The sequence below is a fragment of the Mesorhizobium australicum genome, from assembly GCF_900177325.1.
GTDB classification, from domain to species: Bacteria; Pseudomonadota; Alphaproteobacteria; order Rhizobiales; family Rhizobiaceae; genus Mesorhizobium_A; species Mesorhizobium_A australicum_A.
In genome coordinates, this window is the sequence record NZ_FXBL01000004.1 from 5248765 (window position 1) to 5264719 (window position 15955).

17 protein-coding genes are annotated in these 15955 nt (G+C 66.1%); 7 read left to right on the plus strand and 10 right to left on the minus strand.

Translation table 11 applies throughout. From position 1 onward, the window contains the following. Positions 1-28: 28 nt before the first annotated feature. The 3 genes from B9Z03_RS28300 to B9Z03_RS28310 all read right to left on the minus strand — a co-directional run bounded on the left by B9Z03_RS28300 (position 29) and on the right by B9Z03_RS28310 (position 2588). Positions 29-799 (minus strand): SDR family NAD(P)-dependent oxidoreductase, encoded by a 771-nt coding sequence (locus B9Z03_RS28300; RefSeq protein ID WP_085467304.1) that lies wholly within the window; start codon positions 797-799, stop codon positions 29-31. A 178-nt stretch (positions 800-977) separates the two neighbouring features. Beyond that, positions 978-1412 carry a nuclear transport factor 2 family protein gene (locus B9Z03_RS28305; RefSeq protein ID WP_085467305.1) on the minus strand — a complete coding sequence of 145 codons (435 nt, stop codon included), beginning with the start codon at positions 1410-1412 and terminating at the stop codon, positions 978-980. Between the two features lie 261 nt (positions 1413-1673). Beyond that, complete coding sequence (locus B9Z03_RS28310) at positions 1674-2588, minus strand: LysR family transcriptional regulator (protein WP_085467306.1); 915 nt, start codon at positions 2586-2588, stop codon at positions 1674-1676. A 108-nt stretch (positions 2589-2696) separates the two neighbouring features. Between B9Z03_RS28310 and B9Z03_RS28315 the strand changes: the two genes are divergently transcribed. Beyond that, positions 2697-3872 (plus strand): MFS transporter, encoded by a 1176-nt coding sequence (locus tag B9Z03_RS28315; protein WP_085467307.1) that lies wholly within the window; start codon positions 2697-2699, stop codon positions 3870-3872. Between the two features lie 55 nt (positions 3873-3927). Continuing rightward, on the plus strand, positions 3928-4962 hold the full coding sequence (locus B9Z03_RS28320; protein WP_085467308.1) for an aldo/keto reductase: 1035 nt from the start codon (positions 3928-3930) through the stop codon (positions 4960-4962). A 40-nt stretch (positions 4963-5002) separates the two neighbouring features. Here B9Z03_RS28320 and B9Z03_RS28325 read toward each other — a convergent pair whose 3' ends face one another. Next, positions 5003-5275, minus strand: a complete 273-nt coding sequence (locus B9Z03_RS28325; protein ID WP_085467309.1) for an usg protein — start codon at positions 5273-5275, stop codon at positions 5003-5005. A 311-nt stretch (positions 5276-5586) separates the two neighbouring features. Between B9Z03_RS28325 and acs the strand changes: the two genes are divergently transcribed. Both acs and B9Z03_RS28335 read left to right on the plus strand, forming a co-directional pair. Further along, positions 5587-7542 carry an acetate--CoA ligase gene (gene acs / locus B9Z03_RS28330; protein ID WP_085467310.1) on the plus strand — a complete coding sequence of 652 codons (1956 nt, stop codon included), beginning with the start codon at positions 5587-5589 and terminating at the stop codon, positions 7540-7542. 290 nt (positions 7543-7832) lie between these two features. After that, complete coding sequence (locus tag B9Z03_RS28335; protein ID WP_085467904.1) at positions 7833-8369, plus strand: cupin domain-containing protein; 537 nt, start codon at positions 7833-7835, stop codon at positions 8367-8369. Positions 8370-8703: 334 nt separating this feature from the next. Here the strand turns inward: B9Z03_RS28335 and B9Z03_RS28340 are convergent, their stop codons facing one another. The 3 genes from B9Z03_RS28340 to B9Z03_RS28350 form a co-directional block, all read right to left on the minus strand. Next, on the minus strand, positions 8704-9009 hold the full coding sequence (locus B9Z03_RS28340) for a CcdB family protein (RefSeq protein WP_139832420.1): 306 nt from the start codon (positions 9007-9009) through the stop codon (positions 8704-8706). Then, positions 9006-9251 carry a type II toxin-antitoxin system CcdA family antitoxin gene (locus tag B9Z03_RS28345; RefSeq protein ID WP_085467905.1) on the minus strand — a complete coding sequence of 82 codons (246 nt, stop codon included), beginning with the start codon at positions 9249-9251 and terminating at the stop codon, positions 9006-9008. The genes B9Z03_RS28340 and B9Z03_RS28345 overlap by 4 nt, the downstream gene beginning before the upstream one ends. A gap of 75 nt (positions 9252-9326) precedes the next feature. Next, positions 9327-9569, minus strand: a complete 243-nt coding sequence (locus B9Z03_RS28350; protein ID WP_085467312.1) for a type II toxin-antitoxin system CcdA family antitoxin — start codon at positions 9567-9569, stop codon at positions 9327-9329. Positions 9570-9788: 219 nt separating this feature from the next. Here B9Z03_RS28350 and B9Z03_RS28355 point away from each other — a divergent pair, with 219 nt between their 5' ends. Beyond that, positions 9789-10511: a hypothetical protein gene (locus tag B9Z03_RS28355; protein ID WP_085467313.1), complete on the plus strand. Its 723-nt coding sequence runs from the start codon at positions 9789-9791 to the stop codon at positions 10509-10511. A 256-nt stretch (positions 10512-10767) separates the two neighbouring features. On the opposite strand, the gene B9Z03_RS28360 is transcribed toward B9Z03_RS28355, so the two are convergent. Next, complete coding sequence (locus tag B9Z03_RS28360; RefSeq protein ID WP_085467314.1) at positions 10768-12582, minus strand: ABC-F family ATP-binding cassette domain-containing protein; 1815 nt, start codon at positions 12580-12582, stop codon at positions 10768-10770. After that, positions 12582-13223, minus strand: coding sequence for a thiamine diphosphokinase (locus B9Z03_RS28365; protein WP_085467315.1), 642 nt, complete (start codon positions 13221-13223; stop codon positions 12582-12584). Before B9Z03_RS28365 ends, B9Z03_RS28360 begins: the two co-directional genes overlap by 1 nt. Before the next feature lie 97 nt (positions 13224-13320). Here B9Z03_RS28365 and B9Z03_RS28370 point away from each other — a divergent pair, with 97 nt between their 5' ends. Both B9Z03_RS28370 and leuC read left to right on the plus strand, forming a co-directional pair. Further along, positions 13321-13893, plus strand: a complete 573-nt coding sequence (locus B9Z03_RS28370; protein WP_085467316.1) for an MgtC/SapB family protein — start codon at positions 13321-13323, stop codon at positions 13891-13893. 225 nt (positions 13894-14118) lie between these two features. Further along, entirely contained in the window at positions 14119-15528 is a 1410-nt protein-coding gene (gene leuC, locus B9Z03_RS28375) for a 3-isopropylmalate dehydratase large subunit (protein WP_085467317.1), read from the plus strand. Positions 15529-15594: 66 nt separating this feature from the next. Here the strand turns inward: leuC and B9Z03_RS28380 are convergent, their stop codons facing one another. Further along, a complete protein-coding gene (locus tag B9Z03_RS28380; RefSeq protein ID WP_085467318.1) occupies positions 15595-15900 on the minus strand; it encodes a hypothetical protein in 306 nt (101 codons plus the stop codon). Positions 15901-15955 lie beyond the last annotated feature (55 nt).

Here is a 15955-nt window from a genome sequence, read left to right on the forward strand (position 1 = left end):
CGCACAGGCCGGGCATGCGTGTCCCGTATCACATGCCGGTCATGCCGCCATCGATCGTGTACATGCTCCCGGTGATGTAGGACGCCTTGTCCGACGCGAGGAAGAGAACCAGGTCGGCGATCTCCTCGGGCTCGGCATAGCGCTTGAGGCCGGTGAGATTCTCGAACTGTCCCTTCACCGCGACCGGATCGGTGGCCGATATGCCCGCCTCGATTTCCCGCATCATGCGCGTCTCGACCGGCCCGGGGCAGACCGCATTGACGCGGACCTTGGAGGCGGCGACCTCCGCGGCCGCGGCCCGTGTGAGCCCGATCACCGCATGTTTGGAGGCGGTGTAGACGCCGAGCGAATGGAAGCCGATGAGTCCGGCCATCGAGGACGTGTTCACCACAGCCCCGCCCCCTTGGGCGATCATTTCGCGCAGCACGTATTTCAGGCCGAAGAAGCAGCCCTTCACGTTGACGTCGAGAATCTTGTCGAGCGTATCGGCGTCGGTGTCGATCAGCAGGCCTGTCTTGCCCTCGACGCCGGCATTGTTGAAGAAGACGTCGATGCGTCCGAACTTTGCCTTTGTCGCCGCGACGAAGCTCTCCACTTCGCTTTCCTTGGAGACGTCGGCCGCGATCAGGACGCAGCGGTCGGGGTCCAGTGTCAGTTCCCTGGCCATCGTGTCGAGAGACGGCTGAGCCAGATCGATGAGCACCAGCTTGGCGCCCTGTTCGAAGAACGCTTTCGTCGCGGCCTTGCCGATGCCGCCGGCAGCGCCGGTGATGAGGACTGTCTTGTCTTTGAATTCCATGGCTTTGCTCCGGTTTTCTGGTCGCGCGGGTGCGGGCGGACGTTGCGCCGGCTTCCCGCCGTCGATCCGAAAGCCCTTGCACGCCGCGAAGGTGGGTTCGCCCGCTGCGGAACAGGGGCGGTGAAGTCGCTGCTGTTCGGCGCGCCTGGCCGGCTGACAAGGCGCGTCGCGACAGGTCTCAGGAAGCCTGCGTGAACTCGGTGAACTTCACCTTGTATTCGACGTCGCGTCGGCTGAACTTCCAGGCGCCGTCTTCGAGTTCGAGCCAGTCGTGGTAGACGCAGATGCTGCCCTCGGCCTTGCCGTCCTTGACGCAGAAGAACTGCAGATAGGCTTTCTGCCGCGCGGTGTTTCCGTCGAAGTCGATGACTTCGTTCGTGGTCAGGTGGTGCATCTTGCCGAAGGCGTCGTTGCAGATCTTGACGAAGGCTTCGAGCTCGGCCGGTCCCTTGGGGCGCTGCCCCTCAATCAGGGCGTTGAAGACACCGGTCTTCGTGAAGCAGGCAGCCCAGGCTTTGCCGTCGGCTTCATCGACCGCATAGTTGTATTTCGCGTTGAGCATCTTGATTTCCTGCACGTCGGCGGTGCGTGCGACGCTTGTCGTCTCGGTCATTCGGTTCCCCTTTTCTCGTTGATTTCGCGTGAGGCGTGTGCGGACAGCTCGCCTCCATCGAAATCTACGGGCTTTTCGACCCGGGCTCTTGGCGGACAGGGAAGCGAGATTTTGCAGCGAGGGAAGAATTGCGGTGAGCGCCGCCATCGGGCATGGCGCGCATCATCCGTTCGCGGAAGACATCCGATGCTCGAACGCCAGGCCGCCGGCCGCGTCCCTGCGCCGTTCGTGCCGAAGAAATGACCCGCTTCGCCGCGAATGTCAGCCGCCGTAGGGCCTGACATTCGCGGCGAGGAAATCGAGGAATGCGCGAACGCGGGCCGGCAGGTGGCCGCCCTGGCCGACATAGATCGCGTGCAGCGGCTCCTCGTCGCCCGGATTGAAGTCCTCCAGCACCGGCACGAGCGTTCCCGCGTCGATGTCGCGCTGCACATGGTTGCGCGACAGCCGGCCGATCCCGCCCCCGGCCAGAACGGCCAGCCGCATGGATTCGCCGTCGCTGACGAGCAGATTGCCCTTCGGGGCGAAAGTCGCGACACCGCCTGTGCCGTCGAGCAGCGGCCAGCCGTCGACGGCGCGGGCAAAGCCGAAGTCGAGGCAATTGTGGTCCGCCAGATCCTCCGGCCGGCGCGGCGTGCCGCGGCCGGCGAGATAGGAAGGTGCCGCGACGATCACCATGCGGCTCTGCCACAGCTTGCGCGCGATCAGCCGCGAATCGCGCAGCGGGCCCGCCCGTATCGCCACGTCGGCACGTTCTTCGAGCAGATCCACCACCCGGTCGGTGAGTGAAACGTCCACCATCACCCCGGGATGGGCTGCGAGGAACGACGGCAGCAGCGGCAGCAGGTAGTGCTGGCCAAACGGAATGTTGCAATTGACCCTGAGCCTTCCCCGCGGCGTGGCGCCCGCGGCCGCCTCCCGCTCGGCCAGGTCGATCTCGGCCAGGATGCGCAGCGCGGTCTCGTAGAATGCCGCGCCCTCGGGCGTCAGTTGCAGCCGCCGCGTCGTCCGGTTGATCAGCCGGGCGCCCAGGCGGTCCTCCAGCCGGCCGATCAGCTTGCTCACCGCCGACGGCGTCATTCCCGACATCTTCGCCGCCGCCGAGAACGACCCTCGCTCCACGACGCGAACAAACACTTCCATCTCGCCGGAGCGGTTGATCTCAAGTCGCGCCATTTGTGAATTGATCTCACGAATGATGTTCCCGCCGCAAGCCTTTTGCCGTCGCCCGCGCGCACCGATCTTCGGCGGCGCGCTGATGCGCCGGACCAACGGGGACAGGACATGCCAATCGCCCTTTACGCACTTGCAGCCGGAGCCTTCGGCATCGGCGTCACCGAATTCGTCATCATGGGGCTGCTGCTCGAGGTCGGAAACGATCTCGGCGTGTCCATCTCCGCCGCCGGCCTGCTGATCTCGGGCTATGCGCTCGGCGTCGTGGTCGGCGCGCCGCTGCTCGCCGCCTTCACCGCGCGCTGGCCGCGCAAGACGGTGCTGCTCGCGCTGATGGGCGTCTTCACGCTCGGCAACCTCGCCTGCGCGCTCGCCCCCGACTACTGGACGCTGATGGCCGCCCGCGTGCTCACCGCCTTCGCGCACGCCTCCTTCTTCGGTGTCGGCTCGGTCGTGGCGACCGGCCTCGTCCCCTCCGACCGCAAGGCGACGGCGATCGCCGTCATGTTCACCGGGCTGACCGCCGCCAATGTGCTGGGCGTCCCCTTCGGCACCTGGCTCGGCCAGGCCTATGGCTGGCGCGCCACGTTCTGGGCCGTGACGCTCATCGGCCTCGCCGCCGTCGCCATCATCGCCGCCTTCGTGCCGCGCGATTCAGGTGACGAGTCGTCGGAAGAGACCACCGGCGGCGCGCTGTCAGTCCTCGGCCGCCGCACCGTGCTGATCGGCCTGCTCACCACGGTCCTGTCCTGGGTCGGCGTCTTCGCCGCCTTCACCTACATCGCCCCGATCCTCACCGGCATCTCCGGCTTCTCCGAGGGCGCGGTGTCGCCGATCCTCCTCGTCTTCGGCGGCGGCCTCGTGGTCGGCAATCTCCTGGGCGGCCGCCTCGCCGACCGCCATCTGGTCCCGACGATGCTCGGCAGCCTCGCCGTGCTGTCGGCGGTGCTCCTCGCGATGACCTTCGCCATGCACGACAAGGTGCTGGCGGTCGTCTTCGTCGGCCTGCTCGGCGCGGCCTCCTTCGCCACCGTGGCGCCGCTGCAGATGTGGGTGCTGAAGAAGGCGGACGGCGCCGGCCAGAGCCTGGCGTCGTCGTTCAACATCGCCGCCTTCAACCTCGGCAATGCGCTCGGCGCGTGGCTCGGCGGCGTTGTCATCGACCACGGCCCCGGCCTCGGCGCGATCACGCTCGTCGCCGGCCTGGTGCCGCTCGCAGCGATCGCCTCGGCGCTGGTCGGGCTGCGCGCCGAGCGGCGCGGCGACCGGTTCGTGCCGGCGGAATAGCCACCGGTGGCAGCCGCCGCCTCTCCAGCCAACCCTCCAATCAAGGAACCTTACCATGGAATATCGTCGTCTCGGCGCATCCGGCCTGAAAGTGCCCGCGCTCTCCTTCGGCGCCGGCACGTTCGGCGGCTCCGGCCCGCTCTTTGGCCATTGGGGTACCAGCGACGCCGCCGAGGCGCGGCGGCTGGTCGACATCTGCCTGGAGGCCGGCGTCAACCTGTTCGACACCGCCGACGTCTATTCGGCCGGCGCATCGGAAGAGGTGCTTGGGGCGGCGATCAAAGGCCGGCGCAACGAGGTGCTGATCTCGACCAAGACGTCGCTGCCGATGGGCGAGGGACCGAACGACGGCGGCTCGTCCCGCTCGCGCCTGATCAAGGCGGTGGAAGATGCGCTGCGCCGGCTCGGCACCGACTATATCGACCTGCTGCAGCTGCATGCCTTCGACGCCGGCACGCCGGTCGAAGAGGTCCTGTCGACGCTGGACGACCTGATACGCGCCGGCAAGCTGCGCTATGTCGGCGTCTCCAATTTCTCCGGCTGGCAGTTGATGAAGTCGCTCGGTCTCGCCGACCGGCACGGCTGGCCGCGCTACGTCGCCAACCAGGTCTATTATTCGCTGGTCGGGCGAGACTACGAATGGGAACTGATGCCGCTCGGGCTCGACCAGGGGGTGGGCGCGCTGGTGTGGAGCCCGCTCGGCTGGGGCCGGCTGACCGGCAAGGTCCGGCGCGGCCAGCCGCTGCCGGAGGGAAGCCGGCTGCACGAGACCGCGAGCTTCGGCCCGCCGGTCGACGACGAGCATCTCTACCGCGTGGTCGATGCGCTCGACGAGGTCGCCCGGGAGACCGGCAGGACCGTGCCGCAGATCGCCATCAACTGGCTGCTGCGCCGCCCGACCGTGTCGTCCGTCATCATCGGCGCGCGCAACGAAGAACAGTTGCGCCAGAACCTCGGCGCGGTGGGCTGGTCGCTCGCGCCCGAGCACGTCGCGAAGCTCGATGCCGCGAGCGAGGTGACCGCGCCGTACCCCTATTTCCCCTACCGGCGGCAGGAGGGGTTCGCCCGGCTCAATCCGCCGGCGGTGTGACGGGACGGCGGGGCCCGCTTGCCGGACCCGGCCGCGCCGTTCAGTGCAGCAGGATCTCGCCGTCGACCATCCGCCATTCCGACGGCGAGATCAGCTTCTTGTGCGTGTAGCGGATCGAGTGCAGCGGGCCTTCAAGCTTCGCGCGCCAGAATTCGAGAAAGCTGTTCAGCACCGGGAATTTCGGCGCCAGGTCGTAGTCCTGCCAGAGATAGGTTTGCAGGACGCCCGGGTGGTCGGGCATCCGGTAGAGGATTTCGGCCGTCGTCAGGCCGTAGCCCCTGAGCATCAGTTCGAGTTCCGTCGTGTCGCGCATGCTTGGCCCCGTATGTTTCTCCTTCCTCCCAACGCGAAACTGTGCGCGCGGATCGTTACCCGTCTATTGACATTTTCGTGAAGCAAGCAGATTTAACCAATGAATCCAGATAGTTAGCAGCACATCACCTTGAGTGCTGCCAACGCAGGCCGCATCCCCGCGCACCCGCAGTGCGTCAAGCCGCCGCGCGAATCCAAGGTCTAATGTTGCCGCTCCGCCCGAATTGCTAATAATGCGCCCGAATTCGCGGATGCTGAGACCGCGAAGCCGCCGGCGCTCAGCCGGTGTGTGACCAGTCCGGGGAGGAAAGCATGTCGGAAGTGAATGTCCACAAGGTCCAGCCTGCGTGGAAGAAGAACGCGCTGATCGACAACGACACCTATCTCAAATGGTATGCCGAAAGCGTCAGGAACCCCGACAGGTTCTGGGGCAAGCACGGCAAGCGCATTGACTGGTTCAAGCCCTACACCAAGGTCAAGAACGCCTCGTTCAAGGGCAAGGTCTCGATCAAGTGGTTCGAGGACGGCCAGACCAACGTCTCCTACAACTGCATCGACCGCCACCTGAAGAAGCGCGGCAACCAGACCGCCATCATCTGGGAAGGCGACAACCCCTACGACGACAAGAAGATCACCTACAACGAGCTCTACGAGCACGTCTGCCGCCTCGCCAATGTGATGAAGAAGCACGGCGTCAAGAAGGGCGACCGCGTCACCATCTACATGCCGATGATCCCCGAAGCCGCCTATGCGATGCTCGCCTGCACGCGCATCGGCGCCATCCATTCGATCGTCTTCGGCGGCTTCTCGCCGGATGCGCTGGCCGGCCGCATCGTCGACTGCGAATCCACCTTCGTCATCACGGCGGATGAAGGTTTGCGCGGCGGCAAGCCGATCCCGCTCAAGGAAAACACCGACAAGGCGATCGACATCGCCGCGAAGAACCATGTGATGGTGAAGAAGGTCGTCGTCGTGCGCCGCACCGGCGGCAAGGTCGGCTGGGCGCCGGGCCGCGACGTCTGGTACCACGACGAGATCGCCTCGGTGAAGCCCGAGTGCAAGCCGGAGAAGATGAAGGCCGAGGACCCGCTGTTCATCCTCTACACCTCCGGCTCCACCGGCAAGCCGAAGGGCGTGCTGCACACCACCGGCGGCTATCTCGTCTACGCCTCGATGACGCACCAGTACGTCTTCGACTACCACGACGGGGACATCTACTGGTGCACCGCCGACGTCGGCTGGGTCACCGGCCACAGCTACATCGTCTACGGCCCGCTCGCCAACGGCGCGACCACGCTGATGTTCGAGGGCGTGCCCAACTACCCCTCCGTCTCCCGCTTCTGGGAGGTCATCGACAAGCACAAGGTCAACATCTTCTACACCGCCCCGACCGCGATCCGCGCCCTGATGGGCGCCGGGGACGGCCCGGTGAAGAAGACCTCGCGCAAGAGCCTGCGCGTGCTGGGCTCGGTCGGCGAGCCGATCAACCCGGAAGCCTGGGAGTGGTATTACAACGTCGTCGGCGAGAAGAAGGTGCCGATCGTCGACACCTGGTGGCAGACCGAGACCGGCGGCATCCTGATCACGCCGCTGCCGGGCGCGACCGACCTCAAGGCCGGCTCCGCCACGCGGCCCTTCTTCGGCATCGAGCCGCAGCTCGTCGACAATGACGGCAAGGTGCTGGAGGGACCGGCCGACGGCAATCTCTGCATCACCGAGTCGTGGCCGGGCCAGATGCGCACGGTCTACGGCGACCACGAGCGCTTCATCCAGACCTACTTCTCCACCTACAAGGGGAAGTATTTCACCGGCGACGGCTGCCGCCGCGACGAGGACGGCTACTACTGGATCACCGGCCGCGTCGACGACGTCATCAACGTCTCCGGCCACCGCATGGGCACGGCCGAGGTCGAGTCGGCGCTGGTCGCCCACGACAAGGTGTCCGAGGCCGCCGTCGTCGGCTATCCGCACGACATCAAGGGCCAGGGCATCTACTGCTATGTCACGCTGATGTCCGGCGTCGAGCCGACCGACGACCTGCGCAAGGAGCTGGTCAGCTTCGTCCGCAAGGAAATCGGCGCCATCGCCTCCCCCGACAAGATCCAGTTCGCCCCCGGCCTGCCGAAAACCCGCTCCGGCAAGATCATGCGCCGCATCCTGCGCAAGATCGCCGAAGACGACTTCGCGGCGCTGGGGGATACCTCCACGCTGGCGGACCCGGCCGTGGTGGATGACCTGATCGGGAACAGGCAGAATAAGAAGGCGTAGGAAGACGACACAGCCCACCCCGCGCGCCGTCATCCTCGGGCCTGTCCCGAGGATCTACTGCGAGTCGCGGGTGACCGAAAACCGGTCCGGCCAGCCCGCGGATGTCCATAGATCAGCGGGGCAAGCTAACGATATTGCTTGATTTTCAGCGGCGTAGATCCTCGGGACAGGCCCGAGGATGACGCCCCTGGACGGGTTTCGCGTCTCGAACATCTGCGTCAATGTCCCTTTTGCAACCCAGCCTTGAGAACCGACCCCGAACCATCCGCCCGGCCACCGCGTTGTCCCGCATGACCTCCCCCGCCACCCCCAACCCCGCCGCCCAACTCCTCGCCCTGCGCATCTCCGCAAACGGCGGCACCCCCAACAACGACCGCCACCCCGCGATCGTCGCCCGCGGCGCGATCCGTCCCTCGCCTGAAGATCCCGACGGCTCCATCCGCCGCCTGTTCGAGGCGAACGCCTGGCGCGGCACGTGGACCTGGCAGGTCTTCCGCTACCACCACTATCACCCCGACGCCTTCGAGGTTCTCGGCGTGGCCACCGGCTCGGCGGTGCTGGTCATCGGCGGCGAGGCGGGCCGCCGGCTGGAGGTCGAGGCCGGCGACGTGCTGCTGCTTCCGCCGGGCTGGGGCCACTGCATGTTGTCCTCATCCCCCGACTTCGCCATCTGCGGCGCCTATCCGCCGGGGCAGGAGGACTACACGGTGCGGCGGGCGAGCGAGGGATATGACGAGGGCGTGATTGCGCAGATCGCTGCGGTGCCCCTGCCGGAGATGGACCCGGTGTTCGGCAAAGCCGGGAAGCTGCTTGACGGCATGAAGTAAGTGATCAGTCCCGGCTTTGCCCACGCGACAGTCCAACTCCGTTCGAAAGCGGGAAGGACGACCTTATCCCTCCAGCCAGCGAAAAATCCCGGCAACCGTTCGAGCGCCATCAGGACTTCGTCAGATCCGGCAATCTTTTCATGAAGCGTCCAAACGCTTCCGTCGGACATTTTGAGATCGAAGCAGATCAGGTCCGTGGTGATCTCGTCACGCTTGTACGCCGCGATTTCCACGATATTGGCGAATGCCCACCGATTCTGGGGAACGCCGCCCTCTGATAGAACGATCTCGTTATTCTCGACAGCAGGACCGGGGAGAGTCGCCTCCACATGCCTCAAAAACCCTGATGAAGAAAATCCAAAGCTGCAACGATCTCATCCCTATGCGCCGAGAGATTTGCGATTGGACGGCCACGCAGAGCGCTCAGAGGCACGGAAACTGCGTGCTGGGGATGGAGCACATACCTGCGGTCGCCAACCGGAAATACCGGGTTGAGACGGAGCAGTGGCCGCAGCTTCGGGTGATCCGGCATGAGTGGCAGGCAAAAGCGGACATGAAGGCGTTCGAAAATATCCGCCTGCATGATCATGAGAAGATTTTCAGCGCCTCTCGGATCGGGAAAGACGTCGAAGCGCGTCACTCGAAGCCCCGAAACTCGGAAAACGGCAGTCCATGTTCCGCGAAATAGCGATTGTGCTCTTCAATCGCTTCACGATTCTCTTCCAGCCAAAGCTCCGACTTTCTGGCAGCAACCGCTTTGGCCAGCCCTTCCTCGGCAATCTTCGAAACATTGAGGCCGAGTTCCTTCGCCTCGGCAATCAGCCGCTGGTCCAAGGACAGGTTCGTCGCCTTGCGTTGCGGCTTAGGTGCTTTCGTCAACATGAGCATCTCCTATGCGCATAGGATATGCGCATGTATCTTCGCCTGCAAGGATTTAGGCAACGCCGAAACCAATCATCAGAACAACCGGTATTTCTCTAGCGGCAGCCCGTTCTCGCGCACCCATTCGTTCATGCTCTCCAGCGCCTCGCGATTCTCTTCCTTCCAGCGGCGGTTCTTTTCCGCCCGCACGGCATCGGAGATCGCCTCGTCGACAATCCGCGAAACGTCGAGTCCAACCGCCTTCGCCTCGGCGACGACCCGCTCATCCAGCGACAGCTTCGTCGCCCTGCGCCTCGGCTCTGGCATCTTCGTCGGCATGCACGCCTCCAATGCGCACACGGTATGTGCATGCTCCCTGCTCCGCAATCGCCGCACGATGCACACAAACCCCACCCGGTGGATCGATTTCCATCGAACTTCGCCTACTCACGCAACAACCCATTGTTTCTGCTCGCTATCTGCCCTTTCCGATTCATTCTTTATCCCCGCTTTCCGGGGCCGGCTTAGAATCGCCTCCGCTTGTCGAAAGGGCGCGGAATGGACTGGGACGAAATCATCGACCGACAGCTTTCCGGCCTGAAGCGGATCCTCGCCATGCTCGTCGCGATCGCCTCCGTGGGCGCGGGCGGCACGACGCTCAGGCGTCGGGCCTATTACGGCGTGCTCCGGCTGCTGCGGCCCGCCGAATCCGCTGCGCGCAGGCTGGTCATCATCGCCGCGCGCGACCTCGTCGTCGCCCTCCCGCCGCGCCGGCCGGCGCGTCCGCGGCCGAAGCGCAGGTCGATCTATGTGCGCCCCGGCGGCACCGGCGTCGTCGTTCCGTACGGCACCCCGATGCCGGATGCCCGCCCGCCCAGCCAAACCCCCGGCTTTCGCCTCTTCGACCCGCCCTACCGGATCGTCCTGCGCCGTTCGCCGCCGAGAACCTCCGTGCCGCGTATCGCGTTCTTCGGCTGGGACGGGCCGAGCCGGTCGCCGGGGCCAGCTCCCCGTTCAGACACGGTCGATACGACCCGGCTCAACCTCCGCATCGCCGCCCTCGGCCGTGTCCTCCACGATCTGCCCAGCCAGGCGCTTCGCTTCGCGCGCTGGAAGGCCCGCCGGGCCGCGGGCCGGGTTCCCTGGCGCTGGCCGCTCCGGCGCGGCTCCATCCCCGGGATGTCCCGCGCGCGGGTCATGCGGCGGGACGGCGAAATGGGCGAGATCCTCGATGATACGGATTACTTCGCGAAGATGGTGCTGAGCGCCGACACGTCCTGAACGCACCGCCGGCCTGTTCCGGATTCGATGTCGGGCGTCGTTCGCGGCTGTCGCCGAACGCGTCCGCGCGCCTCTGCTTCCGGGCGGGTCCCGTTGCTTCGCAACTCCCGCCCGTTCGACGCCTATGAAAGGTCCACCGGACCTTTCATTCCGCCTGCGGCAGACCGGGCTATCTGCCCTCGGCTATGGCCTCGGGCGTTCGACGCCTATGAAAGGTCCACCGGACCTTTCATTCTGCCTGCGGCAGACCGGCGTCTCACCCCTCGATCTCCTCGCGCAGCATCTCCAGCTCGAGCCATTCCTCTTCTAGGGCATGGAGCGCGGCGCGCTCGGCGTCGAGGCTGGCGGCGATCTTCTGGAAGCCGGTAGGATCCTTCGAGAACAGCGCCGGATCGGCGAGCTTCGTCTCCAGCGCCGCGATCTTCGCGCCCGCCTCCTCCATCTTCTTCGGCAGGTTTTCGAGCGCGAACTTCTGCTTGTAGGAGAGCTTCTTCGACGACGGCTTCGCCGCCTGCGGAGCGGATATGGCGGCCGTCTCCTCCTTCGCCGCCTTCTCCCTGCCGCCTCGTCGTTCGAACGTCTTCGATCCGCGCTGCGCCAGCATGTCGGCATAGCCGCCGGCATATTCGACCCAGCGCCCGTCGCCCTCCGGCGCGATCGTGCTCGTCACCGTCCTGTCGAGGAAGTCGCGGTCGTGGCTGACGAGGATCACGGTTCCCGCGAACCCGGCCACCAGCTCCTGCAGCAGGTCCAGCGTCTCCATGTCGAGGTCGTTGGTCGGCTCGTCCAGCACCAGAAGGTTCGCCGGCTGCGCGAGAATCCGCGCCAGCATCAGCCGCGCCCGCTCGCCGCCCGAGAGTTCCCGCACCGGCGTCCGCATCTGCTCCGGCTTGAACAGAAAATCCTTCATGTAGGAAGCGACGTGCTTGTCCTGCCCGTTCACCGTCAGGCTCTCGCCGCGCCCGCGCGTCAGGTAGTGCGCCAGCGTCTCGTCCGGATCGAGCGACTCCCGCTTCTGGTCCAGCGTCGCGATCTCCAGGTTGACGCCCAGCCGCACCGTGCCCGCATCCGGGGCCAGGTCGCCGATCAGCATCCTGAGCAGCGTCGTCTTGCCCGCGCCGTTGGGCCCGACGAGGCCGATCCGGTCGCCGCGATTGATGCGGATGGAGAAATCCCGCACCACGTCGACGCCGTCATAGGCCTTGGCGATCCCCTTCGCCTCGATCACCAGCTTGCCGCTCTCGGCCGCGTCGCTCGCCGCCATCTTCGCCACGCCCTCGGCGCCGCGATGGGTGCGGTGCTTCTGCCGCATCGACTGCAGCTCGCCCAGCCGGCGCATGTTGCGCTTGCGCCGCGCCGTCACGCCGTAGCGCAGCCAGTGCTCCTCGCGCACGATCTGCCGGCCGAGCTTGTGCTGGTCGCGTTCCTCTTCCTCCAGCACCTGGTCGCGCCATTCCTCGAAATGCGCAAAGCCCCGGTCCAGCCGCTTCGTCTGCCCCCGGTCGAGCCAGATCGTCGCCCGCGACACCCGTTCGAGAAACCGCCGGTCGTGCGAGATCAGCACGATCGCCGATTTCGACCGCTGCAGCTCGTCTTCCAGCCATTCGATCGTCGCGAGGTCGAGATGGTTGGTCGGCTCGTCCAGCAAAAGGATGTCCGGCTCCGGCGCCAGCACCCGGGCAAGTGCGGCCCGCCGCGCCTCGCCGCCCGACAGCGTCGTCGGGTCTTCCTCGCCGGTCAGCCCGAGATGTTCCAGCAGATAGGTGACGCGGTGCGGATCGTCCGCCGGCCCCCGCCCCGCCTCGGCATAGGCCCGCACCGTGGCGAACCCGTCGAAGTCCGGCGCCTGCGGCAGGTATCGTATGGTGGCCGAGGGATGCCGGAACACCTCGCCGTCCTGCGCCTCGACAAGCCCCGCCGCGACCTTCAGCAGCGTCGACTTGCCCGACCCGTTGCGCCCCACCAGCGCGATCCGGTCGCCCGCCGTCACTGACAGGTCCGCCCCGTCGAGCAGCGGCGTGCCGCCGAAGGTCAGCCGGATGGCGTCAAGCTTGAGAAGAGGAGGTGCCATCAGGAAACAGGATCCAGAGGTTGTGCAACCAGCAGCGCCCGGCCCTTGCCGAGAACCACGCCGAGCGGGCCGGTCACCCGGTTGGAGATGGTGAGCGACGAGCCAAACTCCATATGGATACGGTCGAGCGGCCACTCCGCTCCCTCGATGCTCAGCCCCTCGAGATCGGTGAAGCCGAGGATCGAGAACAGCGTGCCATAGGCATAGTCATAGGCGTTGGCGCCCGGCAGCACCGGCCGCCCTTCCTGCGCGCCGCTGGATAGCGTCACGTCGAGGCCGCGCTCGGCCAGCCGCACGGCGAGCGCCAGGTGCAGGAACTCGTGGTCGGTCCGGTTTCCCCCGAACGCGCCGAGGATGACGAGCGAGGACGCCCCTCTCGCGATGGCGATGTCGATCGCCAGCTCCCCGTCCGTCTTGTCCTTTGCGGCGGGAAAGGTCTCGCGCGGCACGTCGCGATGCATCTCGAAATCGTCGGCGGAAGAAGAATCGAAGTCGCCGACCCACAGCTCCGGCACGATGCCGAGTGCCGCCGCATGGCGTATGCCGGAATCAGCCGCGATGACGCGGCCGCCCGCCGACAGCGCGGCAACACGCGGCGTCACGGTCAGCTCGCCGCCGAGAAGGATCACGAACGTGCTCATGCGGCGCGCTCTATCACGCGCTGGCGCGGAAGCGATAGCCCGCGACGCAACCAAGCGCCGGGCTGGCGCATTCACGCTCCACACCGGAGACCACTGCATGGAAAGCCTGATCGACGAGTTCGGCCACTCTACCTACACGTCGTTTCCGGTCGTCATCGCCCGGCTTCTGCTCGCCGCCGTGTTCGGCGCCGCGATCGGCTTCGAGCGCGAATGGCGCGCGCGACCCGCCGGGCTGCGCACCCACATCCTCGTCTGCGTGGCCGCCGCCACCTTCGCGATCCTCACCACGGAGATCGTGCACGCACCCATGTTCACCACCGACATGATCAAGGACGCGGTGAAGGTCGACCCCATCCGCGTGGTCGAGGCGGTGACGGCCGGCGTCGCCTTCCTCGCCGCTGGCGTGGTCATCTTCACCAGGGGCGAGGTGCACGGGCTGACAACCGGCGCAGGCATGTGGCTCGCCGGCGCGATCGGCGTCGCCTGCGGCCTGGGCTTCTGGCAGATCGCCCTGCTGGCGACGATCATCGCCCTGGTCGTCTTGGGCCTGATGCAGGCGCTGGAGATGAAGCTCGACATCGACGGGGGAAGCGATCCGATCAAACGTCCTTCGGCACGGAAGAAAGAGCAAAAGAGGGACGATCCGGCCCATGACGAAACAGTCCGCTGACGCGAAGCTGTGAATTGCCCAATTCTCCGCGCGGTGGTATGAGCCGGCGCATGGAATGCCTGTTCGGAAATCCGAGCTACAGACAGTTCACGCTGCAGGACCGCAAGCGCCTGCCGGCGCGCTTCTATTCGGCCATTTCCGGCGCGATGACCTGCCGACTTCGGTGACCGGCCGCGGCACAGCCGCCCCTCACCGCATTCCAAGCTCCAGCCACGGATAAAAGCCATGAGCGCACCGCGCACTCTCTACGACAAGATCTTCGACGACCACGTCGTCGACCGGCAGGACGACGGCACCTGCCTGCTCTACATCGACCGCCACCTCGTCCACGAGGTCACCAGCCCGCAGGCCTTCGAAGGCCTGCGCATGACCGGCCGCACGGTCCGCCATCCGGAGAAGACGCTCGCCGTCGTCGACCACAACGTGCCGACCTCCAAGGACCGCGTGAACGGCATCAAGAACGAGGAAAGCCGCATCCAGGTCGAGGCGCTGGCGAAGAATGCCGCCGACTTCGGCGTGGAATACTATTCCGAGAAGGACCGCCGCCAGGGCATCGTCCACATCATCGGTCCCGAGCAGGGCTTCACCCTGCCCGGCATGACCATCGTCTGCGGCGACAGCCACACCTCGACCCACGGCGCCTTCGGCGCGCTGGCCCACGGCATCGGCACCTCGGAGGTCGAGCACGTGCTCGCCACCCAGACGCTGATCCAGCGCAAGGCGAAGAACATGCTGGTCCAGGTCGACGGCCAGCTCCCGCCTGGCGTCGGCGCCAAGGACATCATCCTCGCCATCATCGGCGAGATCGGCACGGCCGGCGGCACCGGCTACGTCATCGAATATGCCGGCGAGGCGATCCGTTCGCTGTCGATGGAAGGCCGCATGACGATCTGCAACATGTCGATCGAGGGCGGTGCTCGCGCCGGCCTGATCGCGCCAGACGAGACCACCTTCGCCTATGTGAAGGACAAGCCCCGCGCGCCCAAGGGCGCGGCGTGGGATATGGCGCTCGATTACTGGAAGACGCTGAAGACCGACGAGGGCGCGCATTTCGACCGCGTCGTCAGGCTCGACGCCGCCAAGCTGCCGCCGATCGTCACCTGGGGCTCCTCGCCCGAGGACGTCGTCTCGGTAACAGGCGAGGTGCCGGACCCGGCAAAGATCGAGGACGAGAACAAGCGCGCCTCGAAATATCGCGCGCTGGAATATATGGGCCTGACCCCAGGCACGAAGATGACGGACGTCACGATCGACCGCGTCTTCATCGGTTCCTGCACCAACGGCCGCATCGAGGACCTTCGTCAGGTCGCGGCCGTCGTCGAGGGCAAGAAGGTCAACCCGAAGGTCAATGCGATGATCGTCCCGGGTTCCGGCCTGGTGAAGGCCCAGGCGGAAGCCGAAGGCCTCGACAGGATCTTCATCGAGGCGGGATTCGACTGGCGCGAGCCCGGCTGCTCGATGTGCCTCGCCATGAACGACGACCGCCTTGCCCCGCATGAGCGCTGCGCCTCGACCTCGAACCGCAACTTCGAAGGCCGCCAGGGCTTCAAGGGCCGCACGCACCTCGTCTCGCCCGCCATGGCGGGTGCCGCCGCGATCGCCGGCCACTTCGTCGACATCCGCGACTGGAGCTGACGGCGTTCAGCGCACTGACAAGATAATAGAGAGGCCCGGCATGTCCGGGCCTCTTTCCTTTCGACCCTAACGCCGCACGATCTCGTGCCAGGAATCGCGCACGCCCGGCCGGTCCTTGGCCACCACCAGCGCGAGCTCCTCGCGGTCGAAGACCTCGAACCAGTCGCTCCATTCGACCAGCTCGCGGCCGCCTGAACTCTGCGCCCGTTCCGCCTGGTCGGTGTCCTGGTAGGCGATCTGGCCAAAGACGAGCGTGAGCATCGGCTGCGTGCCGCCTGCCGGCGAGACGTCCACGATCGCCGGCACGCCGGCGCGGGCGGCGGCCCAGTCGCGGATTGCCTCATGGTCGGTAAGGGTGACGGTGTCGGTCATGCTTTTTCTTCTCCTGACTGTAGGCGGAAAGCTCCACCCCTCATTGCGGTTCCAT

Bases quoted from the DNA above. Each gene is read 5' to 3' on its own strand.
- B9Z03_RS28350 (WP_085467312.1), bottom strand. From the start codon at position 9,569: ATGCCGACGAAGATGCCAGAGCCGAGGCGCAGGGCGACGAAGCTGTCG.
- B9Z03_RS28305 (WP_085467305.1), bottom strand. From the start codon at position 1,412: ATGACCGAGACGACAAGCGTCGCACGCACCGCCGACGTGCAGGAAATC.
- B9Z03_RS28320 (WP_085467308.1), top strand. From the start codon at position 3,928: ATGGAATATCGTCGTCTCGGCGCATCCGGCCTGAAAGTGCCCGCGCTC.
- B9Z03_RS28315 (WP_085467307.1), top strand. From the start codon at position 2,697: ATGCCAATCGCCCTTTACGCACTTGCAGCCGGAGCCTTCGGCATCGGC.
- B9Z03_RS28310 (WP_085467306.1), bottom strand. From the start codon at position 2,588: ATGGCGCGACTTGAGATCAACCGCTCCGGCGAGATGGAAGTGTTTGTT.
- acs (WP_085467310.1), top strand. From the start codon at position 5,587: ATGTCGGAAGTGAATGTCCACAAGGTCCAGCCTGCGTGGAAGAAGAAC.
- B9Z03_RS28300 (WP_085467304.1), bottom strand. From the start codon at position 799: ATGGAATTCAAAGACAAGACAGTCCTCATCACCGGCGCTGCCGGCGGC.
- B9Z03_RS28335 (WP_085467904.1), top strand. From the start codon at position 7,833: ATGACCTCCCCCGCCACCCCCAACCCCGCCGCCCAACTCCTCGCCCTG.
- B9Z03_RS28325 (WP_085467309.1), bottom strand. From the start codon at position 5,275: ATGCGCGACACGACGGAACTCGAACTGATGCTCAGGGGCTACGGCCTG.
- B9Z03_RS28380 (WP_085467318.1), bottom strand. From the start codon at position 15,900: ATGACCGACACCGTCACCCTTACCGACCATGAGGCAATCCGCGACTGG.
- B9Z03_RS28360 (WP_085467314.1), bottom strand. From the start codon at position 12,582: ATGGCACCTCCTCTTCTCAAGCTTGACGCCATCCGGCTGACCTTCGGC.
- leuC (WP_085467317.1), top strand. From the start codon at position 14,119: ATGAGCGCACCGCGCACTCTCTACGACAAGATCTTCGACGACCACGTC.
- B9Z03_RS28355 (WP_085467313.1), top strand. From the start codon at position 9,789: ATGGACTGGGACGAAATCATCGACCGACAGCTTTCCGGCCTGAAGCGG.
- B9Z03_RS28365 (WP_085467315.1), bottom strand. From the start codon at position 13,223: ATGAGCACGTTCGTGATCCTTCTCGGCGGCGAGCTGACCGTGACGCCG.
- B9Z03_RS28370 (WP_085467316.1), top strand. From the start codon at position 13,321: ATGGAAAGCCTGATCGACGAGTTCGGCCACTCTACCTACACGTCGTTT.
- B9Z03_RS28345 (WP_085467905.1), bottom strand. From the start codon at position 9,251: ATGTTGACGAAAGCACCTAAGCCGCAACGCAAGGCGACGAACCTGTCC.